Source organism: Erwinia pyrifoliae DSM 12163 (assembly GCF_000026985.1).
Taxonomy (GTDB): domain Bacteria; phylum Pseudomonadota; class Gammaproteobacteria; order Enterobacterales; family Enterobacteriaceae; genus Erwinia; species Erwinia pyrifoliae.
This window is the reverse complement of sequence record NC_017390.1, coordinates 29356-44764: the sequence shown is the minus strand read 5'-3', so window position 1 is coordinate 44764 and position 15409 is coordinate 29356. Positions and strand designations below refer to the sequence as shown.

Genomic DNA, 15409 nt, shown 5'->3' with positions numbered 1-15409 from the left:
GCTAAAATATTCAGCCAAAACCGATTACGTTAAGTAAAAGGCCTGAAAGATAGAACATCTTACCTCTGTACCCTACAAAGCGAACTCTACATGATTTTTTGAGCGCTCAAAAGGGGTTTTTGCCGTTAATTTTCAGAAAATGACACAATTAATCTAACCTGGCTCACAAAATACGGTCAATTTTGTAGCTTTATAACGAAAAAGATGATTTAGCATAAGTGGTTAGCTAAAGGGTTAAATAACCGCATCAGGCACCGTTTAAAGCCCGTCATGGTCAGGAGAAAATCACCGGAACCCGCTAATACAAACTCCGGTGAGCCGCTACTGAGCGCAGTTAGTGAGCCTGGTCCCAGTTGTCACCTACGCCAATATCTACGCGCAACGGCACATCCAGCTTCATGCTCCCCTCCATCAACGCACGGATCTGCGCGCAAGCCGCTTCTACCGCATCCGCATGCACTTCAAACACCAACTCATCGTGCACCTGCATAATCATTTTGACTTCAGGGGATGGCTGCTGCTCCAGCCAGCGATCTACGGCAATCATGGCACGCTTGATGATATCCGCTGCGGTACCCTGCATCGGGGCATTGATTGCCGCACGCTCGGCCGCCTTACGGCGCATGGCATTACTGGCTTTGATATCCGGCAGGTACAGACGGCGACCGTCCAGCGTCGATACATAGCCTTTCTGCGCCGCCAGCTCGCGAGTACTTTCCATGTATTGCAGAACCCCCGGATAGCGCTCAAAATAAAGATCCATATACTTCTTCGCTTCTCCTGCGCCAATATTTAGCTGACGCGACAAACCAAAAGCGCTCATACCGTAAATCAGACCAAAGTTAATTGCCTTGGCGCTACGGCGCTGCTCTCCGCTGACCTTGTCCAGCGACACGCCGAACACTTCTGCCGCCGTGGCACGGTGAATATCCTGTTCGCTGGCAAAGGCCGATAGCAGTCCTTTATCCTGTGACAGGTGCGCCATGATGCGCAGCTCAATCTGCGAGTAGTCCGCCGCCACGATACGATGGCCTTGCGGCGCAATAAATGCCTGGCGAATGCGACGACCTTCATCATTGCGTACCGGGATGTTTTGCAGGTTGGGATCGCTGGAAGAGAGACGCCCGGTTGCAGTTACCGTCTGGTGATAAGATGTATGTACCCGTCCGCTATGCGGATTGATCATCAGCGGCAGCTTGTCGGTATAGGTCGATTTTAGTTTGGCAAGGCCGCGATGCTCCAGAATTACCTTCGGTAACGGGTAATCCAGCGCCAGTTCAGCCAGCACTTCTTCACTGGTAGAGGGCGCACCGCCAGGGGTTTTTTTGGTGGGCTTAATACCCTGCTTTTCGAACAGGATGGTTTGCAGCTGTTTCGGTGATGAAAGGTTGAACGGCTCGCCTGCCAGTTCATGCGCTTTCAGCTCCAGCTCCGCCAGGCGGCTGCCCAGCTCCTGCGAATGCGTGGCCAAAATACCCGGGTCGATCAGCACCCCATTACGTTCTATACGTGAAATGACCGGCACCAGCGGCATTTCGACCTGTTCAAAGACGTTTTTAGGTCCCTGTTCTTTTTCCAGCTCCGGCCACATTTTCACATGCAGCTGTAGCGTTACGTCGGCATCTTCTGCTGCATAGTGCGCCGCCTGCTCCAGCGCAATTTGGTTGAAAGTTAGCTGATTCTTACCTTTGCCGGCTATTTCTTCAAAAGTGACGGTCTTATGATTTAACCAGCGCGATGCCAGCGTATCCATATCATGGCGACCGGCCACGCTGTTCAGCGCGTAGGATTCCAGCATGGTATCAAAGCGGATCCCCTGTAATTCGATGTCATAACGCTTTAGCACGCCGCGATCGAACTTAAGGTTCTGCCCAACTTTCTGTGCCTGCGGGTCTTCCAGCAGTGGCTTAAGGCGCGCAAGCACATCGCTGCGATCCAGCTGTTCGGGTGCATCAAGATAGTCATGAGCGACCGGCAGATAGGCGGCCTCACCAGGCGCAGTCGCAAATGAAAGGCCGATGATATTAGCGCTAAGCGTGTCCAGAGAATCCGTTTCCAGATCGAAAGCAAACAGTTCGCTGTCCTGTAATTTTTTCAACCAGCTGGTGAACGTGTCTTCGTCAAGGATGGTGACATAGCCGTCTGAGGAAAGCATGCTGGTCGCTTCTGCCACTGCCGGTTCGTTTTGCACCGCCGCCTTTTTTTTCGTTGACGGGCTACCTTTATTACCCTGCAACCACTTGCCGTCTTCAAGATCGGTAATCCAGCGCTTGAACTCGTAATGCTTGAATAGCGCCAGCAGCTCCTCTACCGCCGGTTCTTCCACCGTTAGCTGGTCGCTGGTCAGTTCAAGTTCAACGTCCGTTTTAATCGTCGCCAGCTGATAAGAGAGGAGTGCCATCTCTTTATTTTGCTCCAGCCTGGCGGCCATCGTTTTGGCACCCCGGAATGTCAGCGTCGCCACTTTGTCCAGGTTATCGTAAATCTCTTTCACGCCGCCCAACCCCTGAAGCAGCGCCTGCGCCGTTTTCTCACCCACGCCAGCAACACCGGGGATGTTGTCAGAGGAGTCACCCATCAGGGCAAGGAAATCAATCATCAACGAGGGTGGGATGCCGTATTTCTCAACCACTTCATCAGGGCCGAGAATCGCGTTATTCATGGTGTTGATCAGCGTGATATCAGGCGTGACCAGCTGAGCCATATCTTTATCACCGGTGCTGATCAATACCGCGCGCCCTGCTTTCTCGGCTTCAAGCGCCAGCGTGCCGATTACGTCATCAGCTTCAACGCCGGAGATGGCCAGCAGAGGCAGCCCCATCGCTTTAACCATTTTGTGTAACGGCTCAATCTGCGCGCGCAGATCGTCAGGCATGGGGGGACGGTGGGATTTATACGCATCAAACAGTTCGTCGCGGAACGTTTTACCCTTGGCATCAAAAACCACAGCGACATGACTTGGCTTATATTGCAACAGCAGGCTGCGAAGCATATTTAATACGCCGTACATTGCACCGGTGGGTTCACCCGCGCTATTAGTCAGCGGAGGAAACGCGTGATAAGCACGATACAGGTAGGAAGAGCCATCTACCAAAATCAGCGGGTTTTCTGCAATTTGAGCCATAAGTCGTCACGTTCTTCTTTGGTTTTGATTGGGGTTAAGGATGCCACAGCTCACCATAAAAGATGAAATCACAACGGCGAATAATTCGCAGACAATGGCGATTTTGCGTGATGTCGCGCATGGAAAATCTGTGGATAAGTTTGTGTGTAAATTTACCAGGCTATTATTTTAAGCCTAACCTGCGGCAAAATAATCATTATTTTTCTTTCATTATCATTGGCTTATTTTCTGTACATAAGGCTGACTTGCGCTTTTACACAACCAGTGCGATGTGGATATAAATTAATACGTCAACATAAATATGCGATATATTCAGCGGATAAAAGCCCACTTTATGCGGATAATGACAGGATATAATCGTCAAAACGCCGGCTGTTATACCGGCGCGGAAGGTAGCCTGTTGGTAAGCTTACTTCTGGGTAGTCAGGAAGTTCACCAGGTTAGCATATTGCTGAACGTAGTTATCCATTGAGCTGGTATCCAGTCCACCGCTATTAACCATATATTTGCCATTAACGAACATCGCCGGCACGCCTCGCAGATCCATGTCAGCTGCTGCTTTTTCCTGCTGTGCGACCAGAGATCTCACCACGAAGCTATTCCAGGCAGCATCGTAATCTGCTGGCTTAATTCCCGCAGCTTTAACAAACGTCTCTTTTAGCGTTGCAGGGTCGGTGATGGTCTGAGTTTTCTGAATACCCTCAAAAACAGGGGCGGTCACTTTATCTTCAACACCCAGCGCCATCGCTACAGCCCATGCCTGGGTTACCGCTTTCCCCATATCGCCACCAAGGAATTCAACGTGGTACTTCGTCACTTTAACATTGGCTGGAAGATTTTTTTTCACCGCTTCGCTGACGTGCCACACGCGTTCAAACTCGTAGCAATGCGGGCAATAGAATGAGAAGAATTCAAGAACCTGCGGTTCGCCGGTAACGGGCTTATCGAGGGTGACATACTGCTGGCCGTTGGTAAATGGAGCCGCTGAGGCGCTAAATGCCAGAACCATACCGACGAGCGCTAACCAAATCTTTTTCATTGTGAAACTCTCTCCTAGTTACAAACTCTGTAGGCGAACCAAAGGGCGGTCACACCGGGAATACAGGCAACAGCTGAAGCGGAGGCTCTTGCAACAGCTTGTTCTGTTCATTGAATATGGAAATCTGTCGGCGCCAGAAATCCTCATCCGTCATCCATGGGAAGTTCACCGGGAATGCCGGATCTTGCCAACGACGCACTACCCAAGCCAGATAATAAACCATCCGCATGGCACGTAAAGGTTCAATCAGTGACAGTTGATGAGTATCGAATTCACAGAACTCACCGTAAGCTTCCAACAGGATTTCCCATTGCAGACGCTGTTCCCGGCGGTCGCCGTTAACCAACATCCATAAATCCTGAATGGCCGGGCCATTACGTGCATCATCAAGGTCAACAAAAAGCGGTCCGTCACGCCACAGAATATTGCCTGGATGGCAGTCACCGTGTAAACGCAATGGCTGCCACTGAGTATGCCAACAATTGAGCAGCGTTGCGCGCAGGCGCTCAACACAGGTAAGGAGTTGATCTTTTAACTTAGCGGGGACCAGCGGGCTGGTACTCAGGATCTGCAAAGGTTGATCAATGTATTCCTGCAGGCCGATAGTTGGTCTTGCAGAAAATTCTCTACGTTGTCCCACCTGATGGATACGCCCTAAAAAGCGCCCCACCCACTCAAGGTGATCGTAGTTATCCGTTTCATACTGCCGTCCACCAAGGCTTGGGAACACCGCAAACCAGAACCCCTGGTGCTGGTGGAGCATTGCCTCTTGCAACATCAGCGGTGCCGCGATCGGGATTTCATCGGCAAGCAGTTCCGCAGAAAACTGATGTTCTTCCGCAATCTGCGCCTGTGACCAGCGCTGCGGGCGGTAAAACTTCGCGACATAACGGCGCTTCTCGTCATCAAAGAACTGATAGACGCGGTTTTCATAGCTGTTCAGCGCTGTCAATCCGGACTCTACGCGCAGCCCTGTGCCCCAGAGCGCATCAAGAATAGTATCTGGCGTTAAAGTATCAAAGTTAAAAGCAGGTTCTGGCATCCGGCTGGCTCGCTGGTGGTTGCAAACTGGCCTTCAAGAATACCATTAAATCAGCCGCGTCCGGGACCGGGAGTGGATTTATTCCTTAATTACACCCCGCGCACGCGGCGTTGCTGTCTTAAGATCGTCTTTTCAGGCCGGGAATTTCTGCAACTTTGTCGCTTCCGCGCATTTTAAGCGAGTAGATCAGCATATCATCCATTAATCCATTAATCCATCAACCGGCTACATCGGCTAAGGTCTGTAAAAATTGAACTCGGTTCAGTTCGGGATGCTGTTGCCAGGCAGGTTGCAGTAAACTGATTAACTTATTAAGGCGGTGGCATTTCATAATGTTGTCCCCGAATCAATTAATCACGATAGCATCAGGTGTAATCAAATGACCAAACTGCCAGTAACCGGGGTGATCCTTGCGGGTGGCCGCAGCAGCCGTATGGGGGGAGCAGATAAAGGACTGATTAAATGGCATAACCAACCTCTTTATCAGCATGTGCTGCAACGTTTGCAGCCCCAGGTTACCACTGTATGGATCAGTGCCAATCGGAATATTGAGGTATATCAACAGAGCGGTGTGCCGGTAATCCGCGACACGATGGCAGACTTTCCCGGCCCGTTGGCTGGAATACTGGCGGCATTGCAGCAGGTGGAAACGGATTGGGTGGTTTTCACCTCCTGTGATACTCCCTGTTTACCTGAAAACATGGCTCAGCATTTGTGGCTATATAGAGGTAAAGCCCGTGCGGTCTGGGCGCGAACCGGGGAGCGTGACCACCCTACACAGGTGCTGCTGCATCGAAGCCTTGCTGATTCACTTCAGCAATATCTGATGCAAGGGGATCGGAAATTGATGCTGTTTCTTCAACAGGCAGGAGGGCACAGCGTTTTGTTTGCTCAGGGAGAACCTGCATTTCGCAATTTTAACTATCCGGAAGATCTTCTGTAGGCTGTAAAGGCTAAACTCTGGGAACCGAAACAGATTGTTCAGAACGCAAAAAGGCCATCCCGGAGGATGGCCTTTTGCCTGATTTGATGCCTGGCAGTTCCCTACTCTCGCATGGGGAGACCCCACACTACCATCGGCGCTACGGCGTTTCACTTCTGAGTTCGGCATGGGGTCAGGTGGGACCACCGCGCTAAAGCCGCCAGGCAAATTCTTTGTGCTCTGTCCTTCGTCTTTTACGCCGCTGCNGCGTTGGCTTCCTTCGCTCGCAACGGTCACATACTCGTGTATGCTCCCGCCGACTCGGCTCAGTTGCCGCCTTGCCGCAACGTAAAATACTCGGACACAGAAACGAATCTCGTTTCCGCTAATTTCTTATCCGGTACAGGCTGAAAATTGTCTCTTCGTCTCTCAATACTCACCAGAACGCTTCTGGCGTTGTAAGGTTAAGCCTCACGGGTCATTAGTACCGGTTAGCTCAACGCATCGCTGCGCTTACACACCCGGCCTATCAACGTCGTCGTCTTCAACGTCCCTTCAGGGGTCTCAAGGACCCAGGGAAGATTCATCTCGAGGCAAGTTTCGCGCTTAGATGCTTTCAGCGCTTATCTTTTCCGCACTTAGCTACCGGGCAATGCCATTGGCATGACAACCCGAACACCAGCGGTGCGTTCACTCCGGTCCTCTCGTACTAGGAGCAACCCCCTCTCAATCTTCCAGCGCCCACGGCAGATAGGGACCGAACTGTCTCACGACGTTCTAAACCCAGCTCGCGTACCACTTTAAACGGCGAACAGCCGTACCCTTGGGACCTACTTCAGCCCCAGGATGTGATGAGCCGACATCGAGGTGCCAAACACCGCCGTCGATATGAACTCTTGGGCGGTATCAGCCTGTTATCCCCGGAGTACCTTTTATCCGTTGAGCGATGGCCCTTCCATTCAGAACCACCGGATCACTATGACCTGCTTTCGCACCTGCTTGAGCCGTCACTCTCGCAGTCAAGCCAGCTTATGCCATTGCACTAACCTCACGATGTCCGACCGTGATTAGCTGACCTTCGTGCTCCTCCGTTACTCTTTGGGAGGAGACCGCCCCAGTCAAACTACCCACCAGACACTGTCCCCACGCCGGATTACGGCGCCAGGTTAGAACATCAAACGTTAAAGGGTGGTATTTCAAGGTTGGCTCCACGCAGACTGGCGTCCACGCTTCNAAGCCTCCCACCTATCCTACACATCAAGGCTCAATGTTCAGTGTCAAGCTGTAGTAAAGGTTCACGGGGTCTTTCCGTCTTGCCGCGGGTACACTGCATCTTCACAGCGAGTTCAATTTCACTGAGTCTCGGGTGGAGACAGCCTGGCCATCATTACGCCATTCGTGCAGGTCGGAACTTACCCGACAAGGAATTTCGCTACCTTAGGACCGTTATAGTTACGGCCGCCGTTTACCGGGGCTTCGATCAAGAGCTTCTCCTTNCGGATAACCCCATCAATTAACCTTCCGGCACCGGGCAGGCGTCACACCGTATACGTCCACTTTCGTGTTTGCACAGTGCTGTGTTTTTAATAAACAGTTGCAGCCAGCTGGTATCTTCGACTGGCTTCAGCTCCGCGAGCAAGTCGCTTCACCTACGCGCCAGCGTGCCTTCTCCCGAAGTTACGGCACCATTTTGCCTAGTTCCTTCACCCGAGTTCTCTCAAGCGCCTTGGTATTCTCTACCTGACCACCTGTGTCGGTTTGGGGTACGATTCGATGTTACCTGATGCTTAGAGGCTTTTCCTGGAAGCAGGGCATTTGTCACTTCAGCACCGTGGTGCCTCGTCATCACGCCTCAGCCTTAAAGAGTTCCGGATTTGCCTGGAACTCAAGCCTGCACGCTTAAACCGGGACAACCGTCGCCCGGCCAACATAGCCTTCTCCGTCCCCCCTTCGCAGTAACACCCAGTACGGGAATATTAACCCGTTTCCCATCGACTACGCCTTTCGGCCTCGCCTTAGGGGTCGACTCACCCTGCCCCGATTAACGTTGGACAGGAACCCTTGGTCTTCCGGCGAGCGGGCTTTTCACCCGCTTTATCGTTACTTATGTCAGCATTCGCACTTCTGATACCTCCAGCAGACCTCACNGTCCACCTTCGACGGCTTACAGAACGCTCCCCTACCCAACGGACGTATCCCGAGGCCCACTCGACTTTNATGGGCGCATTGACGTCGCTGCGCTCCGTCAATCGTTATCCACTACCGTGAATGTGCCCGGGTGATACGTCCGCTGCCGCAGCTTCGGTGCATGGTTTAGCCCCGTTACATCTTCCGCGCAGGCCGACTCGACCAGTGAGCTATTACGCTTTCTTTAAATGATGGCTGCTTCTAAGCCAACATCCTGGCTGTCTGGGCCTTCCCACATCGTTTCCCACTTAACCATGACTTTGGGACCTTAGCTGGCGGTCTGGGTTGTTTCCCTCTTCACGACGGACGTTAGCACCCGCCGTGTGTCTCCCGTGATAACATTCTCCGGTATTCGCAGTTTGCATCGGATCGGTAAGCCGGGATGGCCCCCTGGCCGAAACAGTGCTCTACCCCCGGAGATGAGTTCACGAGGCGCTACCTAAATAGCTTTCGGGGAGAACCAGCTATCTCCCGGTTTGATTGGCCTTTCACCCCCCAGCCACAAGTCATCCGCTAATTTTTCAACATTAGTCGGTTCGGTCCTCCAGTTAGTGTTACCCAACCTTCAACCTGCCCATGGCTAGATCACCGGGTTTCGGGTCTATACCCTGCAACTTAACGCCCGGTTAAGACTCGGTTTCCCTGCGGCTCCCCTATACGGTTAACCTTGCTACAGAATATAAGTCGCTGACCCATTATACAAAAGGTACGCAGTCACACCACGAAGGTGCTCCCACTGCTTGTACGTACACGGTTTCAGGTTCTGTTTCACTCCCCTCGCCGGGGTTCTTTTCGCCTTTCCCTCACGGTACTGGTTCACTATCGGTCAGTCAGGAGTATTTAGCCTTGGAGGATGGTCCCCCCCATATTCAGACAGGATGTCACGTGTCCCGCCCTACTCATCGAACTCACAATAAGTGCCTTTTTGTGTACGGGGCTGTCACCCTTTACTGCGCGACTTTCCAGACGCTTCCACTAAAGCACAAACTGATTCAGGTTCTGGGCTGTTCCCCGTTCGCTCGCCGCTACTGGGGGAATCTCGGTTGATTTCTTTTCCTCGGGGTACTTAGATGTTTCAGTTCCCCCGGTTCGCCTCATGCCACTATGTATTCATGACATGATAGTGCAACGGATTGCACTGGGTTTCCCCATTCGGGTATCGTCGGTTGTTGCGGTTCATATCACCTTACCGACGCTTATCGCAGATTAGCACGCCCTTCATCGCCTCTGACTGCCTGGGCATCCACCGTGTACGCTTAGTCGCTTAACCTCACAACCCACAAGCGTCCCGAAAGACGTCTGTCAGTTGCAGGCATTGAGAGACTCGAACNTATCGTTAGCTTCATTCTTATTACGGCGAATGAATACGACACGTCGTTTCAATTTTCAGCTTGTTCCGGATTATTAAAGAGCAAATATCTCAAACGTGACTCACCGTTAAGGTGGAATCAGTTTTGAGATACGGTTGATAACGTCTTTCACTTCGTTACCGGTATGGCGTCCCCAAGGGGATTCGAACCCCTGTTACAGCCGTGAAAGGGCAGTGTCCTGGGCCTCTAGACGATGGGGACTCTGGTGTGACTTTGCTCGTTACTTCTATCAGACAATCTGTGTGGACACTGCGCCGGAAGGTATCTTCAGGTAAGGAGGTGATCCAACCGCAGGTTCCCCTACGGTTACCTTGTTACGACTTCACCCCAGTCATGAATCACAAAGTGGTAAGCGCCCTCCCGAAGGTTAAGCTACCTACTTCTTTTGCAACCCACTCCCATGGTGTGACGGGCGGTGTGTACAAGGCCCGGGAACGTATTCACCGTAGCATTCTGATCTACGATTACTAGCGATTCCGACTTCACGGAGTCGAGTTGCAGACTCCGATCCGGACTACGACGCACTTTATGAGGTCCGCTTGCTCTCGCGAGGTCGCTTCTCTTTGTATGCGCCATTGTAGCACGTGTGTAGCCCTGGCCGTAAGGGCCATGATGACTTGACGTCATCCCCACCTTCCTCCGGTTTATCACCGGCAGTCTCCTTTGAGTTCCCGACCGAATCGCTGGCAACAAAGGATAAGGGTTGCGCTCGTTGCGGGACTTAACCCAACATTTCACAACACGAGCTGACGACAGCCATGCAGCACCTGTCTCACGGTTCCCGAAGGCACTTCCGCATCTCTGCAAAATTCCGTGGATGTCAAGGCCAGGTAAGGTTCTTCGCGTTGCATCGAATTAAACCACATGCTCCACCGCTTGTGCGGGCCCCCGTCAATTCATTTGAGTTTTAACCTTGCGGCCGTACTCCCCAGGCGGTCGACTTAACGCGTTAGCTCCGGAAGCCACTCCTCAGGGGAACAGCCTCCAAGTCGACATCGTTTACGGCGTGGACTACCAGGGTATCTAATCCTGTTTGCTCCCCACGCTTTCGCACCTGAGCGTCAGTCTTCGTCCAGGGGGCCGCCTTCGCCACCGGTATTCCTCCAGATCTCTACGCATTTCACCGCTACACCTGGAATTCTACCCCCCTCTACGAGACTCTAGCCTGCCAGTTTCGAATGCAGTTCCCAGGTTAAGCCCGGGGATTTCACATCCGACTTGACAGACCGCCTGCGTGCGCTTTACGCCCAGTAATTCCGATTAACGCTTGCACCCTCCGTATTACCGCGGCTGCTGGCACGGAGTTAGCCGGTGCTTCTTCTGCGGGTAACGTCAATGAAAAAGGTTATTAACCTTTCCCCCTTCCTCCCCGCTGAAAGTACTTTACAACCCGAAGGCCTTCTTCATACACGCGGCATGGCTGCATCAGGCTTGCGCCCATTGTGCAATATTCCCCACTGCTGCCTCCCGTAGGAGTCTGGACCGTGTCTCAGTTCCAGTGTGGCTGGTCATCCTCTCAGACCAGCTAGGGATCGTCGCCTAGGTGAGCCGTTACCCCACCTACCAGCTAATCCCATCTGGGCACATCCGATGGTGTGAGGCCCGAAGGTCCCCCACTTTGGTCCGTAGACGTTATGCGGTATTAGCTACCGTTTCCAGTAGTTATCCCCCTCCATCGGGCAGTTTCCCAGACATTACTCACCCGTCCGCCACTCGTCACCCGAGAGCAAGCTCTCTGTGCTACCGTTCGACTTGCATGTGTTAGGCCTGCCGCCAGCGTTCAATCTGAGCCATGATCAAACTCTTCAATTAAAAGTTCGATTTGCTGAAACCTGCTTTTACAAACAGGACAGCGATGCTCAATCGTAAAACGTCATAATGAATGTCATTATGTGTTCACTCATGAGGCTTGATATTTTTTGCGCCTTGCGGCGCTGATATCAATCCTGCGAGTGCCCACACAGATTGTCTGATAAATTGTTAAAGAGCGGTGCAACAAGTCGCTGAAGCGTACTGTCGCGAGGTGGCGTATANTACGCTTTCCTCCTTCGGAGTCAACCTCTTTTTCAGAGNTTTTTCCGGCGGTTCAGCACTTCCTGAACCTCTCAACACCGTGGCCTGNAAGCCGTTGTTCCGTGTCGATGGAGGCGCATTATAGGGAGTTTCTGACGGCTGACAAGCATTTATTGCAAAAAAATGACCGGGCGAGTGTTTTTTCTTCAGAAGCCTTAAAAACATACATCTTCAGACCAATAAACCCGCATTCCGGGTCTGAAAAGTGTCCTTGAGTAGCGCTTCGAGCTAAAACGAGATGCTATTCTTTCTGAATCACAGGACACTCACATGAAAATCAGACGAACAGAAAGGACAAATAATGATTAAATCCGCGCGCAGTATGGCCGGACTTCCGTGGATTGCCGCGATGGCATTCTTTATGCAGGCGCTGGATGCCACCATCCTTAATACCGCTCTGCCCGCTATCGCCCAAAGTATGGAACGCTCCCCGCTGGCAATGCAGTCCACTATTATCAGCTATACACTGACGGTGGCCATGCTAATCCCGGTCAGTGGCTGGCTGGCTGACCGCTTTAGTACTCGTAGAGTGTTTATAAGCGCGGTCTTTCTGTTCTCACTGGGTTCACTGGCCTGCGCGCTGTCCGGGTCGCTGGAGATGCTGGTTGCTTCGCGTATCGTGCAGGGGGTTGGTGGCGCAATGATGATGCCGGTGGCACGTCTCGCGCTGCTGCGTGCCTATCCGCGTAGTGAACTGCTTCAGGTGCTTAACTTTGTCACTATGCCGGGGCTTGTTGGCCCGGTGCTCGGCCCATTGCTCGGTGGCGTGCTGGTCACATGGGCCTCATGGCAGTGGATTTTCCTGATTAACATTCCTATTGGCGTCCTCGGCATCTTCTTCGCGCGCAAATATATGCCGGACTTCACCACGCCGAAGCGCCGCTTTGATGTTCTGGGCTTCCTGCTGTTTGGGTTGGGACTGGTGGGCATCTCCAGTGGAATTGAACTATTTGGCGAGCGCGTGGTGTCCAGCCTGATTGCGCTGGTCGTTCTGCTGGCAGGGATAGCGTTACTGCTCCTCTATATAGTCCATGCCCGGCGACATCCCTCTCCGATGATCCCACTCCCCATTTTCAAGACGCGCACGTTTTCCGTTGGTATCGTCGGCAACATCTTCTCACGCCTGGGTACTGGCAGTGTTCCGTTCCTGATGCCATTGATGTTGCAGGTCGGCTTTGGTTATACCGCGCTGCTGGCTGGCTGCATGATGGCCCCCCTCGCGCTGGGTTCTGTATTGGCTAAGTCGATGGTGACGAGCGTACTACGCGGGTTTGGTTACCGAAAAACGCTGGGAGGCATTAGCGTGATAATTGGCGTACTGGTGGCATCGTTCTCTTTACAATCGGAGAACTGGAATATTTTAGCATTGCTGATCCCGCTGTTTATTCTGGGATTGGCCATGTCAACTCAGTTTACGGCGATGAACACCATCACCCTGGCCGATCTGAACGACGGTAGCGCCAGCAGCGGTAACAGCCTGCTGGCCGTCACGCAGCAGTTGGCAATAGGTTTTGGTGTTGCGGTCAGCGCCGCAGTACTGCGGTTTTATGAAGATTTTGGCGGCGGCACATTGTATCAATTCCATGCTACTTTCCTGACCATGGGCATCGTTACCGTGCTGTCAGCGCTGGTATTCCTGCTGCTGAAGCCAGGAGACGGCGGCAATCTGATTAGCGATCGCGATAAGCAGAAAACTTAGATCTCATCGACCGAGGCGCGTTCAATCAATTCCGGTGTGAGTACCAGCAGTTGCGTCTCGGCCATCGGATCGGCCAGACGGTGCAGCAAGGCGTTGATCGCCAGTTCTCCCAGTTCATCTTTGGGCTGATGAATGGTACTGAGCGGCGGGGTCAGATAACGCGCCAGCTCGATATCGTCATAGCCCACCACCGCCATATCCTGCGGGATGCTCATTCCCGCTTGGTATAAAGCATGATAAACCCCGACCGCCATCGCGTCATTACAGGCAAATACGGCCTGGGGCGCTGGGCGGAGCGCCAGCAGCTCATTCATGGCGTTGAAACCGCCCTGAAACTCAAAGTCACTGCTCATAATATAACCTGCCGGAATGGTTAACCCGGCGTTGGCCATCGCCTGCTGATAACCTTTAAGGCGCATGCGTGCCGGAGTCTTATCCAGCGGCCCCGTGATACAGGCAATTCGGCTATAACCCCGGGAAATAAGGTGACGAGTCGCCACGTTCCCACCTAACAGCGCGTTATCCTGAATAATGTCCTTACTCCATTCGAACGGCGCCCAGTCCATCATCACCGCCGGCACGCCAGGGTAACGGCTGAGAATGTCGGCGGATGGCAGGTGGCTTTCAGTACACATGATCAACAGGCCGTCGACACGTTTTTGCATCAGCGTTTCCAGGCTGCGGTTCATACGATCCTCGTCCCCTTCCGTGTTACATAATACCAGGCTGTAACCGCGCTCATAGCAGCTGCGCTCCACGCCACGCACCACTTCGGCATAGAAGGGATTGCTGCTGGCGGTAAGCAACATGCCTATGGTGCGGGTCTGATTTAGCTTCAGGCTGCGCGCCAGCGCCGAGGGTGCATAGTTGAGCTGTCTGACCGCCGAGGTCACCTTTTCACGCACCGCTGGACTGACGAAGCGATTGTTATTAATCACGTACGATACGGTAGAAGTTGAAACGCCCGCCAGACGGGCGACATCTTTCATCGTTGCCACATTTACCCCCGCCGCTGCAAGAAGCTGTCTATTTCGTCACGCCACGGAACGGAAGGCTGCGCGCCATGGCGCGTCACGGCAATCGCCGCAGCGGCATGGGCAAAACGCACCGATTCCGTCATCGGACGCTGCTCCAGTAATGCGGTCATCAACGCGCCGTTAAAGGTATCCCCGGCAGCGATAGTATCTACGGCTGCCACGCTAAACGCGGGAACACAGTGACCGTTACCCTGCTCACTGAGCCATACACCCCGGCTGCCAAGCGTAATCAGCACCGTTGCAATGCCTTTCTCATGCAGCTTTTGTGCGGCACGGGCTGCGTCTTCGTCACTGTTTACCGCTATGCCGGTCAGGATCTGCGCTTCGGTTTCATTGGGGGTGATGATATCGACCAGCGCCAGCAGCTCATCCGAAAGTTGCGTCGCCGGGGCCGGATTCAACACCACCCGCGTGTGGTGGTGCTGTGCAATACGCGCTGCTGCCAGCACGCTATCCAGCGGCGACTCCAGCTGCATCAGTAAAACCTGTGCTTGCGCAATCGTCTGCTGATGCTCAAGCACGCGCTCCGGCGTTAGAGCGGCATTGGCACCGGCATAAATACCGATGGTATTTTCACCCTCACCGTTGACAAAAATCAGCGCCACGCCGGTAGCCCCCCCGCTGATAACCGCGACAGAAGCGACATCAATGCGATCGTTAGCCAACTGCTGGCGAATACGCCCGCCGATATCGTCTTCGCCTACACAGGCGATAAACGCCATATCCGCGCCGCTGCGTGCGGCGGCAACGGCCTGGTTAGCGCCTTTTCCACCGAATGCGACCTGATACTGCTTCCCGATCACCGTTTCGCCCGGACGCGGAAAGTGCGCCAGATTCAGAATGTGATCGGCGTTGATGCTGCCGAGGACGGCCAGCCTGCCGGTTTTTTTCATCAGGGAATTGTCCAGATAGCTGC

8 protein-coding genes, 1 tRNA gene, 3 rRNA genes and 1 pseudogene are annotated in these 15409 nt (G+C 53.1%); 2 read left to right on the top strand and 11 right to left on the bottom strand.

Going from position 1 to position 15409, the window contains the following annotated elements:
* Positions 1–10 precede the first annotated feature (10 nt).
* The 5 genes and pseudogenes from spfP to EPYR_RS20910 form a co-directional block, all read right to left on the bottom strand.
* Entirely contained in the window at positions 11–58 is a 48-nt protein-coding gene (spfP, locus tag EPYR_RS21610; RefSeq protein WP_438822126.1) for a small protein SpfP, read from the bottom strand.
* A 276-nt stretch (positions 59–334) separates the two neighbouring features.
* Positions 335–3124, bottom strand: a complete 2790-nt coding sequence (gene polA, locus EPYR_RS00140) for a DNA polymerase I (RefSeq protein WP_012666416.1) — start codon at positions 3122–3124, stop codon at positions 335–337.
* 409 nt (positions 3125–3533) lie between these two features.
* Positions 3534–4163: a thiol:disulfide interchange protein DsbA gene (dsbA, locus tag EPYR_RS00135; RefSeq protein WP_012666414.1), complete on the bottom strand. Its 630-nt coding sequence runs from the start codon at positions 4161–4163 to the stop codon at positions 3534–3536.
* Positions 4164–4212: 49 nt separating this feature from the next.
* The gene (locus EPYR_RS00130) at positions 4213–5205 is read right to left on the bottom strand and encodes a serine/threonine protein kinase (protein ID WP_012666413.1); all 993 of its coding nucleotides are present in this window, start codon (positions 5203–5205) and stop codon (positions 4213–4215) included.
* Positions 5206–5323: 118 nt separating this feature from the next.
* Positions 5324–5536: pseudogene (locus EPYR_RS20910) on the bottom strand (DUF1040 family protein).
* A 48-nt stretch (positions 5537–5584) separates the two neighbouring features.
* Here EPYR_RS20910 and mobA point away from each other — a divergent pair.
* Positions 5585–6148: a molybdenum cofactor guanylyltransferase MobA gene (gene mobA, locus EPYR_RS00120; protein ID WP_012666412.1), complete on the top strand. Its 564-nt coding sequence runs from the start codon at positions 5585–5587 to the stop codon at positions 6146–6148.
* An 88-nt stretch (positions 6149–6236) separates the two neighbouring features.
* Here the strand turns inward: mobA and rrf are convergent.
* The 4 genes from rrf to EPYR_RS00100 form a co-directional block, all read right to left on the bottom strand.
* A 5S ribosomal RNA gene (gene rrf / locus EPYR_RS00115) occupies positions 6237–6352 on the bottom strand.
* A 235-nt stretch (positions 6353–6587) separates the two neighbouring features.
* A 23S ribosomal RNA gene (locus EPYR_RS00110) occupies positions 6588–9584 on the bottom strand.
* Positions 9585–9809: 225 nt separating this feature from the next.
* Positions 9810–9885: transfer RNA gene (locus tag EPYR_RS00105), tRNA-Glu, on the bottom strand.
* 71 nt (positions 9886–9956) lie between these two features.
* Positions 9957–11496: ribosomal RNA gene (locus tag EPYR_RS00100) — 16S ribosomal RNA — on the bottom strand.
* Together the 16S, 23S and 5S rRNA genes with 1 tRNA gene alongside form the textbook arrangement of a ribosomal RNA operon.
* Positions 11497–12058: 562 nt before the next feature.
* On the opposite strand from EPYR_RS00100, the gene EPYR_RS00095 reads away from it, so the two are divergent.
* The gene (locus EPYR_RS00095; protein WP_012666411.1) at positions 12059–13456 is read left to right on the top strand and encodes a DHA2 family efflux MFS transporter permease subunit; all 1398 of its coding nucleotides are present in this window, start codon (positions 12059–12061) and stop codon (positions 13454–13456) included.
* Here EPYR_RS00095 and rbsR read toward each other — a convergent pair.
* Both rbsR and rbsK read right to left on the bottom strand, forming a co-directional pair.
* Positions 13453–14454, bottom strand: a complete 1002-nt coding sequence (rbsR, locus tag EPYR_RS00090) for a ribose operon transcriptional repressor RbsR (protein ID WP_014538410.1) — start codon at positions 14452–14454, stop codon at positions 13453–13455. The genes EPYR_RS00095 and rbsR overlap by 4 nt on opposite strands.
* Before the next feature lie 2 nt (positions 14455–14456).
* Complete coding sequence (gene rbsK / locus EPYR_RS00085) at positions 14457–15386, bottom strand: ribokinase (protein WP_012666409.1); 930 nt, start codon at positions 15384–15386, stop codon at positions 14457–14459.
* Between the last annotated feature and the right edge of the window lie 23 nt (positions 15387–15409).

Excerpts from the sequence above, each read along its gene's own strand:
- EPYR_RS00095 (WP_012666411.1), top strand. The coding sequence starts at position 12,059 with ATGATTAAATCCGCGCGCAGTATGGCCGGACTTCCGTGGATTGCCGCG.
- EPYR_RS00130 (WP_012666413.1), bottom strand. The coding sequence starts at position 5,205 with ATGCCAGAACCTGCTTTTAACTTTGATACTTTAACGCCAGATACTATT.
- rbsK (WP_012666409.1), bottom strand. The coding sequence starts at position 15,386 with ATGAAAAAAACCGGCAGGCTGGCCGTCCTCGGCAGCATCAACGCCGAT.
- mobA (WP_012666412.1), top strand. The coding sequence starts at position 5,585 with ATGACCAAACTGCCAGTAACCGGGGTGATCCTTGCGGGTGGCCGCAGC.
- polA (WP_012666416.1), bottom strand. The coding sequence starts at position 3,124 with ATGGCTCAAATTGCAGAAAACCCGCTGATTTTGGTAGATGGCTCTTCC.
- dsbA (WP_012666414.1), bottom strand. The coding sequence starts at position 4,163 with ATGAAAAAGATTTGGTTAGCGCTCGTCGGTATGGTTCTGGCATTTAGC.